The organism is Pseudomonas sp. LB3P25 (assembly GCF_054897985.1).
This window is the reverse complement of sequence record NZ_CM142711.1, coordinates 5,674,451-5,694,540: the sequence shown is the minus strand read 5'-3', so window position 1 is coordinate 5,694,540 and position 20,090 is coordinate 5,674,451. Positions and strand designations below refer to the sequence as shown.

Genomic DNA, 20,090 nt, shown 5'->3' with positions numbered 1-20,090 from the left:
GTTCAAGCTTTGCCTGGTTATTAATTCTAGAACAGGAGTTCATTATGAAAGAGTTAAGCATTGAAGACATTAAAGCTTTGCCTAAGGCGACGGGAGAATTTTCCGCTGTAGTAACAAGCAGACCTGATGAAGGGTTTGTTACTACAGACGTCATTTTCAGAGAAAGCATGGTCGACAAGGATTATTACCGGGTTGGTGGGAGGATTGAGACACCTGACCGATTCACCACGGTCATTTTTGACATACCAAAGAACGTTCAGGATGGGAAGCATTCGGTTGGTTTGGGACACATTGTTCAGGCGATCTATGCGGATGATCGGGATTTCGATGGTCAGGCGGTATGGGCGAAAAGCGGAGAAATAACCCTCACCTTTGATCGCACTAACAATACGATCGACGCTTCAGATTTTTACGTTCGGACAGCAGGGACGCCTGGAGTAGAAGTTTACTTGGGAAAATTTAAAATTACTGAGTGAGAGATTTAAAAAATCCCACCCCAAGACGCTCTTGGGGTGGGATTAAAAATCAAAGCATAAATAAAACAGCCATTGGTTACTGCTCGGGCACTCTGTTCCAATACTTGAACAACGGCTCCGCCAAAAACAACACAAACAACAGCCGCATCACTTGCATCGCCGTCACCAGCGGCACCGACAACTGCAACGTCTCTGCGGTCAGGCTCATTTCCGCAATCCCGCCGGGCATCATGCCGAGCGTCAACGAACGCAAATCCAGGTGGGTCAGTGCACTCAACCCCAATGCCGCCAGTGTGGCGATCAACATGGTCAACACCGTGCCGATCAACGTCCGGCCCATGAACGATGGCGCACGCCGAAAAAACTGTCGGTTGAAGTGACACCCCAGCCCGCTGCCAATCAGCCATTGGCCGATCTGGCTGCCGCCGTTGGGCAAACCGATGTGCAGATCCCAACCGATACTCACCGCTGCACTCACCAGCAACGGCCCGAACAGCCACGGATTGGGTTGACGCAGACGCTCCCAGAGCCAGGCGGCGAGGGCGCCCGTCGGGAACAGAAGCGCCAGCCAGCGCCAGTCAACGGAAGTGGCATGGGACAGCGGCGCACCGTCACCCAGCCAATACTTGAACGCCGCCGGCACACACAGCACCACCACCAACACCCGCAGACTTTGCCCCGCCGCAACACGACTGAGCACCGCGCCGTTACGCGCGCCGAGGTTGACCATCTCCCCGGAGCCGCCCGGCATGCTGGAAAAGAACGCGGTCGCGCGATCTTCACCCGTGCGCCGCATCAACCAGACCCCGACCACGGCCGAGAGGCTGGTGACCAATGCACCGAAGAAGATCAGACCGAAGTGGCTCAGGACCTGCTCCATCACCACCGGGGTGAAGTGCAGGCCGATACCGATGCCGACAACCCACTGGCCGCACTTGCGGCCGCCAGGGATTTCCGCCAATTGCCAGGGTGTCAGGCAGCGCACCAGGATGATCGCCAGCAACGAACCGACCATCCACGGTAGCGGCCAGCCGATCTGGCTGGCCAGGTAACCGCCCAGCAGACCGACCAGCGGAGTTCCCCACCAGGCTTTGAAGGGTGTTCGATCAGACATCGGCGATAACGCGCCGGGCGACCGAACGTTTGCGCCAGATTCGCAGGATCGGCATGAGCAGCATGATTGCGGTCAGTACCCAGACACCAAAGGTGATCGGGCTCGACCAGAGGATTTCCAGCGCGCCATTGGAAATCGACAGGGCGCGACGCAAGTTCTGCTCCATCAGGCCACCAAGGATGAAGCCCAACAGGACCGGCGACAGCGGGAAATCCAGCTTGCGCAGGATGTAACCGAAGATGCCGATGCCGATCATCAAGAACAAGTCGAAGGTAGTGGCATGCACCGCGTAGACGCCGATCCCGGTGATGATCGCAATCACTGGCACCAGCGCCCAGTTCGGCACGGCAAGGATGCGAGTGAAGATGCGGATCATCGGAATGTTGAGGATCACCAGCATCACGTTGGCGACGAACAACGACGCGATCAGGCCCCAGACGATGTCCGGTTGCTGTTGGAACAACAGCGGGCCCGGGGTGATGTTGTACAGCGACAGTGCGCCGATCATCACCGCCGTGGTGCCCGAACCTGGAACGCCGAGGGTCAGCATGGGCACCAGGGCACCGCAAGCAGCGCCACCGATAGCGGTTTCCGGAGCCGCGAGGCCACGCATGTCGCCTTGTCCGAAAGTGCCGTTGGCGCCGGCGATACGTTTCTCGGTCATGTAGGCCACAGCGCTGGCCAAGGTCGCGCCGGCACCCGGCAACACGCCCATGATGAAGCCCAGCAAACCGCAACGGATGTTCACCACGAACACCGCCGAGGCTTCCTTGAAGTTGAACATCATGCGCCCGGTGGCTTTCACCGCTTCCTGGCCGCGATGGGTTTTTTCCAGCAGCAGAAGGATTTCACTGATGGAGAACAGGCCCAGCACCAGCACAACGAACTGAATGCCGTCCGTCAAATGGATGTTATCCCCGGTGAAACGGTACACGCCGCTGTTGGCATCGATCCCGACGGTCGATAGAAACAAACCGATCAGCGCGGCGATAAAGGTCTTTAGTGGTCGGTCGCCGGCCATGCCGCCGAGACAGATAATCGCAAACACCATCAGTACGAAGTATTCCGCGGGTCCGAAGGCAATCGCCCATTTCGCCAGCAGCGGGGCGAACAGCACCATGCCGCACGTCGCGATGAACGCACCGATGAACGAGCTCCACGCCGACAGCGACAGCGCTACACCGGCCAGGCCTTTGCGGGCCATCGGGTAACCGTCGAGGGTGGTCATGACGGTGGAAGCTTCACCCGGGATGTTCAGCAGGATCGAACTGATCCGGCCGCCGTATTCGCAACCCAGGTACACCGCCGCCAGCAGAATCAGCGCCGACTCCGGTGGCAGGCCGAGGGCGAATGCGATCGGAATCAACAATGCTACGCCGTTGATCGGGCCCAGGCCTGGCAACAGCCCGACGACGGTGCCAATCAGGGTGCCGCACAGCGCGGTCACCAGGTTGTACGGGCTCAGCGCGACGCCGAAGCCCTGACCCAAATAGCCAAGAGTATCCATATCAGTTCTCCAGAACGTCGAGCACGCCCAGCGGCAGTGGCACGTCCATCACCTTGTCGAACAGCAGATAAAGACCGATAGCCATCAGGCTGATGATCACCGTACTGGGCAGCCAGCGACCGCCATACAGGCGTGCCATAGGGATTCCAATCAGAATGCTGGCGACGATGAAACCAAGGGGTTCGAAGGCCCCGGCGAACACCAGCAACAGCAGCACGCAGATGCCGATTTTGATCAGGGTTTCGCGGTCCAGTTTCGGGTCGTCGTCGCTGTGCACGATCGGCGTCGGCCGAAACGCCATGTACAGCAAAGCCAGCCCCATCAGGCCGAGCATCAACAGTGGAAAGGCGCGCGGCCCCACCGGTTCGTAGGAAAAAGACGCTTGATACGGCCACGCCATCAGCGCCAGGCCAACACAGGCCAGTAACAGCACCGAAGCAAAAATGCGTTGTAAGAGCATGGGAAACTCCTGTGCCACGACCCCGCAGAACGGGGGCCGCAGCCGCTAGACAGAGGCGATCACTGAATCAGGCCGAACTCTTTGGCCAGCACTTTGTAGTCCGCGACCTGCTTCTTCACGTAGGTGTCCAGCTCCGGGCCGGTCATGGCGAACGGGAACAGTTCACGCTGATCGCGCAGCTTGGCGAACTCTTCAGAAGCCAGCAGCTTGTCGAAAGCGTCTTTCCACCAGGCGTAGTCTTCGTCGCTGACTTTTGGCCCGAGGTAGAAACCGCGAACCACTGGCCAGACGATGTCGTAGCCTTGCTCTTTGGCGGTCGGAATGTCTTTCATTTCCGGCTCGTCCAGACGCTTCTCGGAGAACACGGCCAGCAGGCGCATGTCACCGCTCTGGATGTGCGGCATGGAGTCGGAGATGTCGGTGCTGCCGACCTGGATGTGGCCGCCGAGCAGGGCGGTGGCGATTTCACCGCCGCCTTCAAGGGCGACGTAACGCAGGTCACGCGGGTTGATCCCGGCAGCCTTGGCGATCAGCGCGGTTTGCATCCAGTCCTGGCTGCCGACGGTGCCGCCGGAGCCGATCACCACTTTGCTTGGATCTTTTTTCAGTGCCTGAACCAGATCGTCCAGGTTCTTGTAAGGCGAATCGCTTTTCACCGCGATGGCGCCGTAGCTTGTTCCAACGGCGGCCAGCCAGCGCACGGCATTTTCATCGAAACGACCAAACTTGCCTTGGGCGAGGTTCAACAGTGAACCGCTGGACCACGCCACCAGCGTGCCGGCGTCGGCCGGACGCTGAGCGACCACCGCGTTGTATGCCACCGCGCCGACACCGCCGGGCATGTAGGTCACGCGCATCGGTTTGGTCAGCAGTTTTTCGTTCACCAACGCGCTTTGCGCCAGCTTGCAGGTCAAGTCGAAACCGCCGCCTGGCGAGGCCGGGGCAATGCATTCCGGGCGTTTTGGTTCGGCGAGCAATTGGCCGGCGAACAGCAGGGCGCTGGCGGTGAGAGCAACTTTACGCAGTGATAAGTTCATTCAAGTCTCCTTAGGAGTTGTTGTTATAGGTGTACTGAATTACCAAAGGGCAACGCTATAGCTCACCAGCAGACGCACTTCATCGGCATCGCGAGCGGAGTAGTTGGAACGGTAAGTGGCATTACGCAGGCGCACGGCGACATCCTTGAGCGCGCCGCTTTGTACGACGTATTTGATTTCGGTGTTGCGTTCCCACTCTTTGCCTTCGTCACCGTTCTTGAGCTTGATGTTGTCACCGCTCACGTAACGGCTCATGAAACTCAGACCGGGAACCCCAAGCCTGGCGAAGTCAAAGTCGTAACGTGCCTGCCAGGAGTGTTCTTCGGCGCCGGCAAAGTCGTTGATCTGAACGAAGTTGACCAGGTACGGGTCACTGCCATCGACATAAGGGAACGCGCTGTCGCCGGACATGTGCTGATAGCCGGCGCTGAATTTATGCCCGCTCAAGGCGTAGCTCACCAAGCCGTTGAGGGATTTGTTGTCGATCTTGCCGCCACGGGCCGCGCCCTGGTCATCACTGATGGCCAGGCGCAGATCGGTGCCGAAAGTGCCGGGGCCGAACGGTTGCGAAGCGACAACACCGAGGAAGTGCTGGTTGTAGACTTCATCAAGTTGCGCGAAGTGGTAGCTGCCGGTGATTTTGTCGGTGAACTTGTAGTCCACGCCGCCAAAGTCGAAATGCTTGCCGGCTGCGGTACCAGCGAAGCGGCTGTTCTTGTTGTTGAGGGCGATGTCCTCGAAGTCGGTGCTGTCGCGGTCCTTGGCTTTCTCCAGACGCCCGCCGGTGAAGGTCAGGTTCTTGATCTCTTTGGAGGTCAGCATTCCGCCTTCAAAGGTCTGCGGCAGGATGCGCCCGTCGTTGGGCTTGAGGATCGGCAGTTCCGGAATCAGGCTGCCGATTTTAAGTTCGGTGGCGGAGATCTTCACTTTGCCGGTCAGGCCCAGCTTGGAGTACTCATCGGCGGCGCGGCCGTCATCATGGGTTGGTAACAGGCCGGTGCCAGTACGGTCGGGACTCGAATCGAGTTTGACCCCCAGCATGCCCAGCGCATCGACACCGAACCCCACGGCGCCGTCGGTGTAACCCGATTGCAGATTGAGCATGAACCCCTGAGCCCATTCGTCCCGCTTGGATTGCTGGGCGCTGGTACCGTCGCGAAAGTCGCGGTTGAAATACATGTTGCGGGTTTCGAGGGTTGCCGTACTGTCTTCGAAGAAGGCAGCCTGACTCAACGGCGAAAAGCCGGCGAGGGCGGCGGCACTGGCAAGGGCGGTCTGGCTGAGGCGGGAAAAGCGAGCAGGCGGGCAAGCCTGAAGCTGCATGGACAGCATCTTGAAGTACTCCGTTTATTGTTCTTATTGGCGAAAACGCTTCGAGGCGTTTTTCGTATCGCTATGTGCTCTAGTACCCTGTCTCACAAGTACTGTTCCTTTTTGACGGCGTCTGTTGCCGTCATGCTGTGTTGCCGCTCCTCGCCATAGCGGGCTATGACTCGTCGCGGCGCCTTGCCTGACGACAACGGCCACTCGTCAAAAAAGGAACGTACTTGCGAGACAGGGCACTCACGTCGGGCAGTCGAAACTGTCCGTAGCTGGACTCTAACGGGCCAACCTTTCGCTAACCTTTCAGAAGACTTTCACGGTTTTCGGGCTTCACAGCGGCGGTTGCGGCTGTAAACTCCGCGCCAAAGAATGGCGTCGACCATCCCTGAATGAGGTAAAGATCCATGCGTGTTCTGCTCGTCGAAGACCATCTGCAGCTCGCCGAAAGTGTCGCCCAGGCGCTCAAGAGCACCGGGCTGACCGTGGATGTGCTGCACGACGGTGTGGCGGCGGACCTGGCGTTGAGCAGCGAGGAATACGCCATGGCGATCCTTGACGTCGGCCTGCCGCGCATGGATGGCTTCGAAGTGCTGGCGCGCCTGCGGGCGCGGGGCAAGAACCTGCCAGTGTTGATGTTGACCGCCCGCAGCGACGTCAAGGATCGGGTCCACGGCCTGAACCTCGGCGCTGACGATTACCTGGCCAAACCTTTCGAACTGACCGAACTCGAAGCCCGGGTCAAAGCCTTGCTGCGCCGCAGTGTGCTCGGCGGTGAACGCCTGCAGCGCTGTGGCGTGCTGGCCTATGACCTGGACACTCGGCGCTTCACCCTCGGTGAAGAATTGCTGACCCTGACCTCCCGCGAGCAGGCAGTGCTCGAAGCCCTGATCGCCCGTCCCGGTCGGGTGATGAGCAAGGAGCAACTGGCCTCGCAGGTATTCGGTCTGGACGAAGAGGCCAGCCCCGACGCCATCGAGATCTATGTCCATCGCCTGCGCAAGAAGCTTGACGGCCAACCGGTGGTCATCGTGACCTTCCGCGGTCTCGGCTACTTGCTGGAAAGCCGCGATGCATAAGCCCAGCAGCCTGCGCTGGCGGTTGCTGTGGAACCTGGCGCTGTTGCTGGTGGTGTTGATGTTGGCCAGTGGTTTGAGCGCTTACTGGAACGGTCGCGAAGCTGCCGACACCGCCTATGACCGGACCTTGCTGGCCTCGGCGCGGACCATCGCGGCGGGCATCTCCCAGCGCGACGGCACGCTGAGCGCCAACGTGCCGTACGTGGCCCTCGACACCTTCGCCTACGACAGTGCGGGACGGATTTTTTACTTGGTCAACGACATCAATCAAAAACTGATCTCGGGCTACGAAAACCTGCCGCCACCGCCGCCGGGAACCCCGCGAACGGACGATTATCCGGCACTGGCGCGTTTCTATAACGCCAAATACCAAGGACAGAACGTACGCGTGGTGAGCCTGCTCAAACCCGTGAGCGAGCCGAACATGAACGGCATGGCGGAAATCCGCGTAGCGGAAACCGATGAGGCGCGGGTCAGCATGGCCCGCAGCCTGGCAGCGGACACGTTGCTGCGTCTGGGCATGCTGGCGGTCGGTGCGTTGTTGTTGGTGTGGTTTGCGGTCAGCGCCGCGTTGCGTCCGCTGGAACGCTTGCGCACCGCGGTGGAAGAGCGTCAGTCGGACGATCTGCGGCCATTGCCGTTGGTGGAAGTGCAGCACGAATTGTGGCCACTGGTGCGCGCGCTCAATCACTTTACCGAGCGCTTGCGCGGGCAGTTCGAGCGTCAGGCGCAGTTCATCGCCGATGCCGCCCATGAGCTGCGTACTCCCCTGGCGGCGCTTAAGGCGCGACTGGAGCTGGGCTTACGCTCGGCCGAACCGGAAACCTGGCGCAGTACATTGGAAACCGCCGCCCAAGGCACGGATCGTTTGACCCACCTTGCCAATCAATTGCTCTCGCTGGCACGGGTCGAAAATGGTGCCCGGGCCATCGCCGAGGGCGGCGCGCAGTTGCTTGACCTCAGTCAGCTGGCTCGCGAACTCGGCATGGCCATGGCGCCGCTGGCCCACGCACGCGGTGTGGCGCTGGCGCTGGAAGCGGACGAGCCCGTGTGGTTGCGGGGCGAGCCAACGCTGTTGAACGAACTGTTGAGCAATTTGGTGGATAACGCGCTGGCCCATACGCCGTCAGGTGGCAACGTGATTCTTCGGGTCACGGCACCGGCCGTGTTGGAGGTCGAGGATGACGGCCCGGGCATTCCTCTTGAAGAGCGTGATCGGGTGTTCGAGCGGTTTTATCGGCGTAACCAGCAGGTGGCCGGTTCGGGGTTGGGGCTGGCGATTGTCGGCGAGATCTGCCGCGCACACCTGGCTCAAATCAGCCTGCACGATGGCGAGCAGGCTGGCTTGAAGGTGCGGGTGAGTTTTATTGCTGGAGAGTGAACACAACCCTGTGGCGAGGGAGCTTGCTCCCGTTGGACTGCGCAGCAGTCCCTTTTTGGGGCCGCTTCGCAGCCCAGCGGGAGCAAGCTCCCTCGCCACAGAAATCAGTAAAACATCGACCGCGACTCTTCCAGATCGCGGCACGTCGCCTCGTTCTCCGGATCAATCCCCAGCTTTTTGAACGCCGGCACGCTGAATGCGTCGATACGGGCGAGGGGATGGTCGGTGTCCTTGTGGCAATACAGGCTGGCCACTTGCACCAGATCGACATAATCGACCCGCTCGGACTGTCGCTTGAAGTCCAGATAAAGTCCCGGCAGCTGTACCAGCATTTCCGGAAACTCCCAGACCCTGAGCAGTTTATCGCCGAGCAGTGGATGAATGTGATCGATCACATGGTTGAGGCTGACCGGGTCAGCCAGCAGTTCATAGTGATCTTCGGCGTAAGTCAGGATCGGCAGCACACCGATCTGGTGCACCAATCCGCCAAGGGCTGCCTGATCGGGCTTGAGTTGGGTGTACCTGCGGCACAGTGCATAGCTGATCCCGGCGATTTCCAGACTTTTGCGCCAGACATCGCGCATTTTCTGTTCCACCACCTCTGAGCGGGCATGGAAGATCTGTTCCATGACCAGACCAATGGCCAGGTTGCTGCTGTAATTGACACCCAGTCGAGTGATTGCCGTGTGCAGGTCAGTGACTTCCTGGGTCGCACGCAACAGTGGACTATTGACCACTTTGATCAGGCGCGCCGACAACGCGGTATCGCGGCCGATCACTTTGCTCAGGGTGCTGACGCTGATTTCCGGGTCTTCAGCGGCCTTGCGAATCTGCAGGGCCACTTCCGGTAACGTTGGCAGAACCAGGTCATCATTATCGATGGCCTCAACCAAATCCTGTTGGACCTTTTCCGCCAGCTCGCTCATTTCGTTTCTCTAGGTGTTGCGATAAATGCTGCTGTTAACGCTGGATTTCGCGATCGCGATCCAGTTGGTAAGGCAGGTCGAGCAGGTGCAGGGCTGGCCCTTCGAGCGCGCCCAGATGAATTTCACCCCCTTGCGCTGCTTCGGCTTGCAGCACGGCCAGGAGTTCAATGTTTTGCTCGGCGCGGGCGGCCAGCACCACTTCACCGATGGAACTGCCGTGGGTTGGGGAGAACAGGGGGGTGCCGGGTTCAGGTAACTCGCTGGCATCCAGTGTCAGGCGATACAAGCGGCGCTTGAGTTTGCCCAGGTACTGCATGCGCGCGACGATTTCCTGGCCGGTGTAGCAGCCTTTCTTGAAGCTCACGCCACCCACGGCTTGCAGATTGAGCATCTGCGGGATGAACAACTCGCGAGTGCTCGGCATGACCTGACCGATCCCTGCGCGGATCTGGCCCAACAGCCATTGATTCAGATCGCCTTCGGCCAATACGGCGGACAGTTTGCCCTTGATGAGGTCGGCCTGGTCGGCGGTGACCCAGAGTTCGGCGCGGTCCGGCGAGACGCGAATGGCGATCAAGCCGTCGTTGCGCGCGACGCTGTCGGTGTCGGCCGGCAGCTCAAGACCGAGGCTGATCAGTGCTGCATCGCCTTGGTTGATGCCGAAGCGGACCCAGGCCGCGCTTTCGTCGGTCAGTTTGGATTTGGAAAACACCGCGTACTTTTTCAGGTCCGCCAGTTGCGGTTCCAGCAGTTCGCTGGCCATGGCCATCAGAACGCCGTCACCTTCCAGCAGGATGCGGAAACTCGACTGCATCCGGCCCTTCTGCGTGCAGCGGGCGCCGAGGCTGGCCTGGGTGTCACTCAGGTAATTGAGGTTGCAGGTCAATTGGCCTTGCAGGAATTTACTGGCATCCGCACCGCGTACTGCGAGAACGCCTTCATGAGACAGGGTGCAGAAAAAAGCAGAATCGGCCATGGGTCATCGCAGGGTAAAGAGTCTGGGGGACATCATAAGGGGGCGCTCTCGAAATGGGTAGTTTCCAAAGGATCGTTGGTGGCCGACCAAAGCCGAGTGTCCGACTCAGCCTGGGGCTGTATACTTGCCGCCTATTTGAGGAGCGCTCCATGGTCGAAGATGTTGAACTGAATCGCCTCTACTGGCACAGCCGCCGCGGCATGCTTGAGCTTGACGTGTTGCTGGTACCGTTCGTGAAAGAGGTCTATCCGCATCTCAATGATGTCGACCGCGATTGCTACCGCAAGCTGCTCGAATGCGAAGATCAGGACATGTTCGGCTGGTTCATGGAACGCGCCGAATCGGAAGATCCGGAGCTTCAACGCATGGTTCGCATGATCCTGGATCGTGTCCAGCCCAAGTAATGCGTTCGAATGCCGCTGGCATGCCTCACGGCAATTGCTGGCGGCGTATCTTCTGGCCCAGCTGTTCGCGCTGGGTTCGCTGTTCCTTCTCTCTATGCCGGTCTGGGCCAGCCTGCTCGGCGTTGTGCTGTGTATGGCTCACGGCTGTTGGGCATTGCCGAGGCAGATTCTGCTGGCACACCCTCAGGCATTTCGCGGCTTGCGTCGCAATGCCGATGGCTGGCAATTATGGAATCAGGAGGAGGGTTGGCAATCGGTGCAGCTACGACCGGACAGCCTGGCGCTACCTTTGCTCGTTGTGCTGCGTTTTCGTCTGCGGGGCGAACGGCGGGTCAGGGCGGTTTGTGTGCCCCGTGACTCGCAGGCGTCTGATCTGCACCGGCGCCTGCGGGTTCGACTCACGTTCAGTCGACGTAGGTGGGCGGCACCAGAATAGTGTCCAGGGCAACCGGCAGCATGTTCGGATAGTCGAGGGTGTAATGCAGGCCGCGACTTTCCTTGCGCTCCATGGCTGACTGAATCATCAGCTCGGCCACTTGGGCCAGGTTACGCAATTCGATCAAGTCCCGACTGACCTTGTAGTTGCTGTAGAACTCGTCGATTTCGTCCAGCAACAGCCGCACGCGGTGCTGTGCCCGTTGCAAGCGCTTGTTGGTGCGCACGATGCCGACGTAGTCCCACATGAATCGGCGCAGTTCGTCCCAGTTGTGCGCAATGATCACGTCCTCATCGGAGTCGGTGACCTGGCTCGCATCCCAGACGGGCAGGGCGATCGGAACCGAAACCTGCGGCAGCTGCTCAAGAATGTCCGCCGCCGCCGAACGCGCGTAGACGAAACACTCCAGCAATGAGTTGCTGGCCATGCGGTTGGCACCATGCAGGCCGGTGAAACTGGTTTCGCCAATGGCATATAGCCCCGGCACGTCGGTGCGACCTTGCTGATCGACCATCACGCCGCCGCAGGTGTAGTGCGCCGCTGGCACTACCGGAATCGGTTGCTTGGTGATGTCGATGGCGAATTCGAGGCAGCGTTCGTACACCGTCGGGAAGTGAGTCTTGATGAACGCTTCCGGCTTGTGGCTGATGTCCAGATAGACACAATCGACACCCAGGCGCTTCATTTCATGGTCGATGGCCCGGGCGACGATGTCGCGCGGGGCCAGTTCGGCGCGAGGGTCAAAGCGTTGCATGAAACGTTCGCCGTTGGGCAGCTTCAGGTGTGCACCTTCGCCGCGCAGGGCTTCGGTGATCAGGAAGCTCTTGGCTTGCGGGTGATACAGGCAAGTGGGGTGGAACTGGTTGAACTCCAGATTCGCCACCCGGCAGCCCGAACGCCAGGCCATGGCAATGCCGTCACCGCAAGCGCCGTCGGGGTTGCTGGTATAGAGATAGACCTTTGCTGCGCCGCCGGATGCGAGGATCACGAAACGTGCGCCGTAGGTGTCGACTTCGCCGGTCCCGCGATTGAGGACGTAGGCGCCGAGGCAGCGATCGCCTTCAAGGCCCAGGCGCTTTTCGGTGATCAGGTCGACCGCGACCCGCTGTTCCAGCAGTTCGATGTTCGGTCGTTGCCTGGCCTTGTCGAGCAAGGTTCTGAAAATCGCCGCGCCCGTGGCATCGGCGGCATGGATGATGCGCCGATGGCTGTGACCGCCTTCGCGGGTCAGATGGAACTCGAATCCGCCATCTTCGGTGCCGGACTGTTCATCGCGGGTGAAGGGCACACCTTGGTCGATCAGCCATTGAATCGCTTCTTTACTGTGCTCGACGGTAAAGCGCACGGCGTCTTCGTGGCACAGGCCGCCGCCGGCATTGAGGGTGTCATCGACATGTGATTCAACGGTGTCGGTGTCATCCAGGACGGCAGCGACGCCACCCTGGGCCCAGAAAGTCGAGCCATTGGCGAGGTCGCCTTTGCTCAGTACGGCGATGCGCAAATGACCGGGCAAGGTCAGCGCAAGACTCAAACCGGCAGCGCCGCTGCCAATGACCAGAACATCGTGTTGAAACTGTTGGCTCATTTCAGGATTCCGCTCAAAGCGACCCGGGTCGGGGTTGGCGCAAGACACCTGGATCGGCGAGTCAAGACAGCCACACAGCCCACTAGTATATAGAGGGGGGGAGCGGCACAATAGCCGAGCACACATGGCATTGTGAAACTACTGTGACGGAAAATACCTGACGCTTCGTCGGATGGTTTTTCGGCCGGTTCGGCGACAAGACGACTGTATCAAGGATTTAACAGTCTTTTTCTATTCGCGGTTGCACAATGTCGGTCTTGCGCAGCTATAAATATTTGGAACTTTTGCCAAAGGCCCAAGATCAATAGACCGTTGCCTGATTCAAGGGACAGTGTCGGCTTCAACGCGGGATCTGTGGTTTGATCCTTGCCGGCGAATCCGATGACAAAGATTATTCGCGCAGCCGGGTTAACCCGCGCTGCGCTTTTCGTGCGTGCCAAATCAGAGCCCGCAGGAAACTTGCTTGGAGGGGGAGAACTTTTGCGAAAAGCCCGAGTCTATGTTTGCAAGTCTGGTTGTTTAGTTATGCAAGCCTCCTCCGAGCTTATCGAGGAGTGTTCATGCTAACCCAGGAAGAGGATCAGCAGCTGGTCGAACGCGTTCAGCGCGGCGACAAGCGAGCTTTCGATCTGCTAGTGCTGAAATACCAGCACAAAATTCTCGGGTTGATCGTGCGTTTTGTGCACGACACCCATGAAGCCCAGGATGTGGCGCAGGAAGCCTTTATCAAGGCGTACCGTGCACTTGGAAATTTTCGCGGAGACAGCGCGTTTTATACGTGGCTTTACCGCATCGCCATCAACACGGCGAAAAACTATCTGGTTTCACGCGGCCGTCGGCCGCCGGATAGCGATGTCAGTTCCGAGGATGCAGAGTTCTACGATGGCGATCATGGCCTCAAGGATCTCGAGTCGCCAGAGCGTGCATTGCTGCGGGATGAGATCGAAGGCACCGTCCATCGAACCATTCAGCAACTGCCAGAAGATTTACGTACGGCCTTAACTTTACGTGAATTCGATGGTCTGAGTTACGAGGACATTGCGGCCGTCATGCAATGTCCGGTGGGTACCGTGCGCTCCCGGATTTTCCGCGCTCGGGAAGCCATCGATAAAGCCCTGCAGCCGTTGTTGCAGGAAAACTGAGACAGCGGCGACAGCCAAGAGAGGAACGCCATGAGTCGTGAAGCCCTGCAGGAATCGCTGTCCGCAGTGATGGATAACGAAGCGGACGAATTGGAATTGCGTCGGGTATTGAATGCCTTTGACGATGTTGAAACCCGTGATACCTGGGCTCGTTATCAAATCGCTCGGGCAGTTATGCACAAGGATTTGCTGCTTCCACGTCTGGATATCGCTGCGGCAGTCTCTGCTGCGCTGGCTGACGAAGCTGTACCGGCAAAAGCCTCCCGTGGTCCATGGCGCAGCCTGGGTCGTCTGGCGGTCGCTGCTTCGGTAACCCTCGCCGTACTGGCAGGTGTTCGTCTGTATAACCAGGACGAGATCGCTGGGGTCGAACTGGCTCAACAATCCAGTCAACCGGGTCTGGCTATTCCTCAGGTCAAGGGTCCAGCTGTATTGGCAGGCTATAATGAGAGTTCGGAAGCCACTGGCCCTATGGCCAACGGCGTATTGCAAGGTCAGCCAGGCTGGCACGATCAGCGTCTGCCAGGCTACTTGCGCCAACATGCTCAACAGGCTGCACTGAAAGGTACTGAGAGCGCTCTGCCTTACGCTCGTGCAGCAAGTATGGAAAACCGTTAAGGAGGATCATGCGCGCCATACCTCTACTTACGCTTCTGCTCGGTGGCTGGTTTGTTGTTCCAGCCCATGCTGATGAAGCCCAGGACTGGTTGACCCGTCTGGGCCAAGCCGAGCAACAGCAAAGCTTTCACGGTACATTCGTCTACGAGCGTAACGGTAGTTTTTCTACCCACAACATCTGGCACCGCGTCCAGGATGGCAAGGTCCGCGAGCGTATACTCCAGCTCGACGGCTCGGCACAGGAAGTCGTGCGCATTGATGGGCGTACTCAATGCGTCAGTGGCATTCTGATAGCAGGGCTTGGGGATTCCCCCAACTCCGCTGCTCGTCCACTCGATCCACAAAAGCTGAAGAATTGGTACGACCTTGCCGTCATAGGCAAGTCGCGTGTGGCCGGGCGTGCGGCAGTGATCGTTTCACTGACGCCTCGCGATCAACACCGTTACGGTTTTGAATTGCATCTGGATAAAGAAACCGGCCTGCCTCTCAAATCATTGCTTCTGAATGAACGAGGGCAGTTGCTGGAGCGATTCCAGTTCACGCAACTGGATACCGCCGATGTTCCGTCCGACAGCGACTTGCAGCCTGGCGCCGATTGCAAAACTGTTGCCCTCGACAGTGACAAGGCTTCTGCAATCAAGGCCGCGCAAGTATGGCGTTCGGACTGGTTACCGCCTGGTTTCGAGTTGACCAGCAGTACCTCCCGCAAGGATCCAGAGACCAAAACTCAAGTCAACAGTCTGATGTATGACGATGGTCTGGCCCGTTTCTCGGTTTTCCTTGAACCGTTGAATGGCGCAACAGTTACTGACACCCGCACCCAGTTGGGGCCAACCGTCGCAGTTTCCCGACGCTTGACCACCCCGCAAGGCGAGATGATGGTGACCGTGGTCGGTGAGATTCCGATTGGCACCGCTGAACGGATTGCGCTATCCATGCGCAGCGACGCCACTGCAACCAAGTAGTGAGCTGATATCGAAATGTTTGGTGAGCATTTCAACTTGCAAATATCCTCGAATTTTTCTATAGGTCAGAGCCCCTCGGCTCTGGCCTTGTTTGTTGTTCCCGGAACAAAAATACCGGCGTATTGTTCCCGGTGTTCCTTGCTCCATATCGCTTAACCATGCTCGTCGTAACGGGAGCCGTATGTCGATACCACGCTTGAAGTCTTATCTCTCTATTTTTGCCACCGTGCTGGTGCTTGGTCAGGCGGTCGCTGTTCAGGCGGCCGAGTTGCCTGACTTCACGCAGTTGGTCGAGCAGGCCTCGCCCGCGGTGGTGAATATCAGTACCACACAGAAACTGCCGGACCGCAAAGTGTCGAGCCAGCAGATGCCTGACCTTGATGACTTGCCGCCGATGCTGCGTGAGTTCTTCGAACACGGTATGCCACAGCCGCGTGTGCCTCGTGGTGATCGTCAGCGTGAAGCCCAATCCTTGGGTTCGGGCTTCATTATCTCGCCTGATGGCTACATCCTGACCAACAACCATGTGATTGCCGATGCCGACGAAATTCTCGTTCGTCTCGCCGACCGCAGCGAATTGAAGGCCAAGCTGATCGGCACCGATCCACGTTCCGACGTGGCGCTGTTGAAAATCGAAGGCAAGGATCTGCCGGTCCTGAAACTGGGCAAATCCCAGGATCTGAAAGCCGGCCAATGGGTCGTGGCCATTGGCTCGCCATTCGGTTTCGACCATACCGTGACTCAAGGTATCGTCAGTGCCATCGGTCGCAGTCTGCCGAACGAAAACTATGTGCCGTTCATCCAGACCGACGTGCCGATCAACCCGGGTAACTCCGGTGGCCCGCTGTTCAACCTGGCCGGTGAAGTGGTTGGCATCAACTCGCAGATCTACACCCGTTCCGGCGGCTTCATGGGCGTGTCGTTCGCGATCCCTATCGACGTAGCCATGGACGTTTCCAATCAGCTCAAAAGCGGCGGCAAAGTCAGCCGTGGCTGGTTGGGTGTAGTCATCCAGGAAGTGAACAAGGACCTGGCCGAGTCGTTCGGTCTGGAGAAACCGGCCGGTGCGCTGGTGGCTCAGATCCAGGATGACGGCCCGGCTGCCAAGGGTGGCCTGCAAGTAGGTGACGTGATCCTGAGCATGAACGGCCAGCCGATCGTCATGTCCGCCGATCTGCCACACTTGGTGGGCGCGCTGAAGGCCGGCTCGAAAGCCGATCTGGAAGTGATTCGTGAAGGCAAGCGCAAGAATGTCGAGCTGACTGTCGGCGCTATCCCGGAAGAAGGCAAAGAGCTGGATGCGTTGCCGAAATCTACCACCGAGCGCAGCAGCAATCGCCTGGGTGTTTCCGTGGCCGAGCTGACTGATGAACAGAAGAAAACCTACGACCTCAAAGGCGGCGTCGTCATCAAGGAAGTCCAGGACGGTCCTGCTTCCCTGATCGGTTTGCAGCCGGGCGATGTGATCACTCACCTGAATAATCAGGCAATCGGTTCCACCAAGGAGTTCACGGATATCGCCAAGGCGTTGCCGAAGAACCGCTCGGTGTCGATGCGGGTTCTGCGTCAAAATCGCGCCAGCTTCATCACCTTCAAACTGGCTGAATAATCCAGTTGTTGGCTGAATAAAAAACCGCCTCGAAAGAGGCGGTTTTTTTGTGCCTGTCTTTTAGTTTGAGAAGCAGATCAGCCCATCATGTCCTTGATCATGCGCTCCTGTTCCATCAGCTCGCGTTGCCGTGCGTCGATCCGCGACGACAGCGGGAAGTTGGTGCCTGCCTTGCGCTTGGCGAAGTCCAGTTGCTGAATGGCCTGACGGTAATCGCCAACCAAGGCGAAATACTCGGCACGGGCCTGATGCAGGCCGATGATGTTGCCTGATAGACCGCGAGTCTCGGCCACCATGTACCAGACGTCCGGATCGTCCGGACGGCTCTTGAGCAGACTCTCCAGCGCTTTTTCCGCTTCGGGCGCACGGTTCTGCTTGAGCAGCAGATCGACTCGCACCGAATTCAGCGGATAGTTGCCGGGATACTGCGTCAACATCCGGTCAACCCGGGACTGGGCGTCGGGCAGGCGATTGTTGGTGATGTCCAGATCGACCTGAGCCAGGTTGTAGATGATCTCGTTCGGCGACTTGGCCAGCAGCGACTTGAGGTTTTCCCGTGCTTCATTCAGCTGGCCGCCCTTGATCTGGGCAATGGCCAGACCATAGCGAGCGACGTCGTTTTTCGGGTTTTCATCAAGCTGGGCGCGAAAGCGTTTGGCGCCCAGACCTGGGGTTTCTTCATAGATCAGCTGGACCCGTGCACGAATCAGCTGATATCGCAGGGTGTCTTCGATACCGCCTGCTTTGGACTGTTCGGCGCGGTTGCGGGTGTCGGCGATCCGCGATTCTGTAACCGGGTGAGTCAGCAGAAACTCTGGTGGCTTGGCGTCAAAGCGGTATTGGCGCGCCAATCGCTCAAACATGGTCGGCATCGAGCGCGGGTCGTAACCGGCCTTTTCCAGATTGAGGATGCCGATGCGGTCGGCTTCCTGTTCGTTCTGGCGAGAGAAGCGCCGTTGTTCCTGAACGGCTGCCGCCTGCGTGCCCGCAATGGCTGCAATCCCGGCATCGCCGGCGCCGGATGCGGCAATCACGATCCCGGCCAGCAGCGCGGCCATCATCGGCACCTGCATGCGCTGTTGGGCTTCGACACCACGGGCGAAGTGGCGTTGCGACAAGTGAGCCAATTCGTGAGCGAGTACCGAGGCGTACTCGCCTTCGGTCTGGGCATTGAGGAATAAACCGCCGTTGACCCCGACAATGCCGCCCGGTGCCGCGAAGGCGTTGAGTTGCGGGCTGTTGATCAGGATGAACTCCAGGCGCCGGTCATTGACCTGGCTGGTTTCCACCAGTCGGTAGACGCTGGATTCGACGTAGTCCTTGAGCTGCGGATCGTTGAGCTGGGAAACCTGGCTGCGCAACAGCGCGAGCCACGCGCGACCCAACTGGTATTCCTGTTGCGGCGAGACAATGGCAGAACTGGCGTCGCCGAGTGACGGCAGGTCGTCGGCGAAGCCCGGTGAGGCGAGCAGGCAAGCGAGCGTCAGCAGGGTAGGGCGCAAAAAAGTCATGCACAAAGCCTTAGTCGACAAAGACCTTACTGTAGCCGGACACTACGCTTGGGACCAGATATTCTAGCCACTCAACCACCTGACTCCGGAGTGATGCAATGACCGACGCTGTAGCCCATGACGCCGAACTCGACGCCAGCGGCCTGAATTGCCCCTTGCCGTTGCTCAAGGCCAAGCTGGAACTCAATCGACTGACCAGCGGCGCGGTACTCAAGGTGATCGCTACCGATGCCGGCTCGCAGCGCGACTTTCGCACCTTTGCCCGATTGGCCGGTCATACGCTGCTTCGTGAAGAAGATGAAGCGGGTGTTTACCGCTACTGGTTGAAAAAAGCCTGAATTCTGCTGCGTTCGTTTCTAAGGATTATTGATGTTCAAGGTGTTACGCGACTGGATTCAGCGCTACTTCTCCGATGAAGAAGCCGTGGTGCTGGCGGTCCTGCTGTTTCTGGCGTTTACCGCCGTGCTAACGCTGGGCGGCATGCTCGCACCCGTGCTGGCCGGGATGGTGCTGGCGTACCTGATGCAAGGGTTGGTCGTCACTCTCGAACGCCTGCGCATGCCGGGCGGGGTAGCGGTGGGGCTGGTCTTCGCCTTGTTTATGGGCGTTTTGCTGGTATTCATTATTGTCGTGGTGCCGTTGCTCTGGCATCAGCTGATCACGCTGTTCAACGAACTGCCCGGCATGCTCGCCAAGTGGCAATCGCTGTTATTGCTGCTGCCCGAGCGCTATCCGCATCTGGTATCCGACGAGCAGGTGCTGCAAGCCATCGAAGTGGCACGGGGCGAGATCGGCAAGTTCGGTCAGTGGGCGCTGACGTTCTCGCTGTCGAGTCTGCCGTTGCTGGTGAACATCATGATCTACCTGGTGCTGGTGCCGATCCTGGTGTTCTTCTTCCTCAAGGACCGGGAGATGATCGGTCAGTGGGTGCGGGGTTACTTGCCTCGTGAGCGCGCGCTGATCACCCGCGTCGCCCACGAGATGAACCGGCAGATCGCCAACTACATTCGCGGCAAGGTCATCGAGATTTTCATTTGCGGTGGCGTGACCTACATCGGTTTCGTTGTTCTGGGGCTCAACTACGCGGCGCTGCTGGCGTTGCTGGTGGGTGTGTCGGTGGTAGTGCCCTATGTCGGGGCTGTGGTGGTGACCGTGCCGGTCATGCTGATTGCGCTGTTCCAGTGGGGTTGGAGCGATCAGTTCATCTATTTGATGGCGGTCTACGGAATCATCCAGACGCTGGACGGCAACGTGTTGGTGCCGCTGTTGTTCTCGGAAGCGGTCAATCTGCATCCGGTGGCGATCATCTGCGCGGTGTTGTTGTTTGGCGGGCTGTGGGGCTTTTGGGGCGTGTTCTTTGCGATTCCGCTCGCAACCCTGTTCAAGGCTGTGCTGGACGCGTGGCCGCGCAAAGAACCGGTGGTGGCGCCACTGCTTTAACTGCCCGGCGTGATTCTTGAGTAAGGCATAGGGCCTCTTCGCGAGCAGGCTCGCTCCCACATTAAATCGCGTCTGTCCGGACAACCCGGCCTACTGTGGGAGCG

General features: G+C 58.9%; 20 protein-coding genes. 11 read left to right on the top strand and 9 right to left on the bottom strand.

The window, feature by feature from the left end; translation table 11 throughout:
• Nucleotides 1–44 precede the first annotated feature (44 nt).
• Nucleotides 45–476: a hypothetical protein gene (locus tag ACYZTW_RS26150; protein WP_462002392.1), complete on the top strand. Its 432-nt coding sequence runs from the start codon at nt 45–47 to the stop codon at nt 474–476.
• A gap of 76 nt (nt 477–552) precedes the next feature.
• Here ACYZTW_RS26150 and ACYZTW_RS26145 read toward each other — a convergent pair whose 3' ends face one another.
• Genes ACYZTW_RS26145 through ACYZTW_RS26125 form a run of 5 tightly spaced genes read right to left on the bottom strand, consistent with a single transcriptional unit; the run spans nt 553 to nt 5,926 of the window.
• Complete coding sequence (locus tag ACYZTW_RS26145) at nt 553–1,590, bottom strand: AbrB family transcriptional regulator (protein ID WP_462002391.1); 1,038 nt, start codon at nt 1,588–1,590, stop codon at nt 553–555.
• On the bottom strand, nt 1,583–3,097 hold the full coding sequence (locus tag ACYZTW_RS26140) for a tripartite tricarboxylate transporter permease (RefSeq protein ID WP_462002390.1): 1,515 nt from the start codon (nt 3,095–3,097) through the stop codon (nt 1,583–1,585). The genes ACYZTW_RS26145 and ACYZTW_RS26140 overlap by 8 nt, the downstream gene beginning before the upstream one ends.
• Nucleotide 3,098: 1 nt before the next feature.
• Nucleotides 3,099–3,557 carry a tripartite tricarboxylate transporter TctB family protein gene (locus ACYZTW_RS26135; protein ID WP_462002389.1) on the bottom strand — a complete coding sequence of 153 codons (459 nt, stop codon included), beginning with the start codon at nt 3,555–3,557 and terminating at the stop codon, nt 3,099–3,101.
• Nucleotides 3,558–3,616: 59 nt separating this feature from the next.
• Nucleotides 3,617–4,594 (bottom strand): Bug family tripartite tricarboxylate transporter substrate binding protein, encoded by a 978-nt coding sequence (locus tag ACYZTW_RS26130; protein ID WP_462002388.1) that lies wholly within the window; start codon nt 4,592–4,594, stop codon nt 3,617–3,619.
• Nucleotides 4,595–4,633: 39 nt separating this feature from the next.
• Nucleotides 4,634–5,926: an OprD family porin gene (locus tag ACYZTW_RS26125; protein ID WP_462002387.1), complete on the bottom strand. Its 1,293-nt coding sequence runs from the start codon at nt 5,924–5,926 to the stop codon at nt 4,634–4,636.
• Nucleotides 5,927–6,321: 395 nt separating this feature from the next.
• Here ACYZTW_RS26125 and ACYZTW_RS26120 point away from each other — a divergent pair, with 395 nt between their 5' ends.
• Both ACYZTW_RS26120 and ACYZTW_RS26115 read left to right on the top strand, forming a co-directional pair.
• A complete protein-coding gene (locus ACYZTW_RS26120) occupies nt 6,322–6,993 on the top strand; it encodes a response regulator (protein WP_008153060.1) in 672 nt (223 codons plus the stop codon).
• Nucleotides 6,986–8,374, top strand: coding sequence for a sensor histidine kinase (locus ACYZTW_RS26115; protein WP_462002386.1), 1,389 nt, complete (start codon nt 6,986–6,988; stop codon nt 8,372–8,374). Before ACYZTW_RS26120 ends, ACYZTW_RS26115 begins: the two co-directional genes overlap by 8 nt.
• A 104-nt stretch (nt 8,375–8,478) precedes the next feature.
• Here ACYZTW_RS26115 and ACYZTW_RS26110 read toward each other — a convergent pair whose 3' ends face one another.
• Together ACYZTW_RS26110 and ygfZ are read right to left on the bottom strand one after the other, a co-directional pair.
• On the bottom strand, nt 8,479–9,300 hold the full coding sequence (locus tag ACYZTW_RS26110; RefSeq protein WP_462002385.1) for an HDOD domain-containing protein: 822 nt from the start codon (nt 9,298–9,300) through the stop codon (nt 8,479–8,481).
• Nucleotides 9,301–9,334: 34 nt separating this feature from the next.
• Complete coding sequence (gene ygfZ, locus ACYZTW_RS26105) at nt 9,335–10,276, bottom strand: CAF17-like 4Fe-4S cluster assembly/insertion protein YgfZ (protein WP_462002384.1); 942 nt, start codon at nt 10,274–10,276, stop codon at nt 9,335–9,337.
• Nucleotides 10,277–10,425: 149 nt separating this feature from the next.
• On the opposite strand from ygfZ, the gene ACYZTW_RS26100 reads away from it, so the two are divergent.
• Nucleotides 10,426–10,680 (top strand): FAD assembly factor SdhE, encoded by a 255-nt coding sequence (locus ACYZTW_RS26100; RefSeq protein ID WP_007944081.1) that lies wholly within the window; start codon nt 10,426–10,428, stop codon nt 10,678–10,680.
• Entirely contained in the window at nt 10,664–11,116 is a 453-nt protein-coding gene (locus tag ACYZTW_RS26095) for a protein YgfX (RefSeq protein ID WP_462002383.1), read from the top strand. The genes ACYZTW_RS26100 and ACYZTW_RS26095 overlap by 17 nt, the downstream gene beginning before the upstream one ends.
• Here the strand turns inward: ACYZTW_RS26095 and nadB are convergent.
• On the bottom strand, nt 11,085–12,701 hold the full coding sequence (nadB, locus tag ACYZTW_RS26090; protein WP_462002382.1) for an L-aspartate oxidase: 1,617 nt from the start codon (nt 12,699–12,701) through the stop codon (nt 11,085–11,087). The genes ACYZTW_RS26095 and nadB overlap by 32 nt on opposite strands.
• Before the next feature lie 560 nt (nt 12,702–13,261).
• Here nadB and rpoE point away from each other — a divergent pair.
• The 4 genes from rpoE to ACYZTW_RS26070 all read left to right on the top strand — a co-directional run bounded on the left by rpoE (nt 13,262) and on the right by ACYZTW_RS26070 (nt 17,035).
• Nucleotides 13,262–13,843 carry an RNA polymerase sigma factor RpoE gene (gene rpoE / locus ACYZTW_RS26085; protein WP_007944079.1) on the top strand — a complete coding sequence of 194 codons (582 nt, stop codon included), beginning with the start codon at nt 13,262–13,264 and terminating at the stop codon, nt 13,841–13,843.
• Between the two features lie 30 nt (nt 13,844–13,873).
• Nucleotides 13,874–14,461, top strand: a complete 588-nt coding sequence (locus ACYZTW_RS26080; RefSeq protein WP_462002381.1) for a sigma-E factor negative regulatory protein — start codon at nt 13,874–13,876, stop codon at nt 14,459–14,461.
• 8 nt (nt 14,462–14,469) lie between these two features.
• A complete protein-coding gene (locus ACYZTW_RS26075; protein WP_462002380.1) occupies nt 14,470–15,426 on the top strand; it encodes a MucB/RseB C-terminal domain-containing protein in 957 nt (318 codons plus the stop codon).
• Between the two features lie 181 nt (nt 15,427–15,607).
• A complete protein-coding gene (locus tag ACYZTW_RS26070) occupies nt 15,608–17,035 on the top strand; it encodes a DegQ family serine endoprotease (RefSeq protein ID WP_462002379.1) in 1,428 nt (475 codons plus the stop codon).
• A gap of 77 nt (nt 17,036–17,112) precedes the next feature.
• On the opposite strand, the gene ACYZTW_RS26065 is transcribed toward ACYZTW_RS26070, so the two are convergent.
• Nucleotides 17,113–18,546: a M48 family metalloprotease gene (locus ACYZTW_RS26065; RefSeq protein WP_462002378.1), complete on the bottom strand. Its 1,434-nt coding sequence runs from the start codon at nt 18,544–18,546 to the stop codon at nt 17,113–17,115.
• A 98-nt stretch (nt 18,547–18,644) separates the two neighbouring features.
• Between ACYZTW_RS26065 and ACYZTW_RS26060 the strand changes: the two genes are divergently transcribed.
• Nucleotides 18,645–18,884 (top strand): sulfurtransferase TusA family protein, encoded by a 240-nt coding sequence (locus ACYZTW_RS26060; protein WP_462002377.1) that lies wholly within the window; start codon nt 18,645–18,647, stop codon nt 18,882–18,884.
• 31 nt (nt 18,885–18,915) lie between these two features.
• Nucleotides 18,916–19,986, top strand: a complete 1,071-nt coding sequence (locus ACYZTW_RS26055; RefSeq protein WP_010462259.1) for an AI-2E family transporter — start codon at nt 18,916–18,918, stop codon at nt 19,984–19,986.
• Nucleotides 19,987–20,090 lie beyond the last annotated feature (104 nt).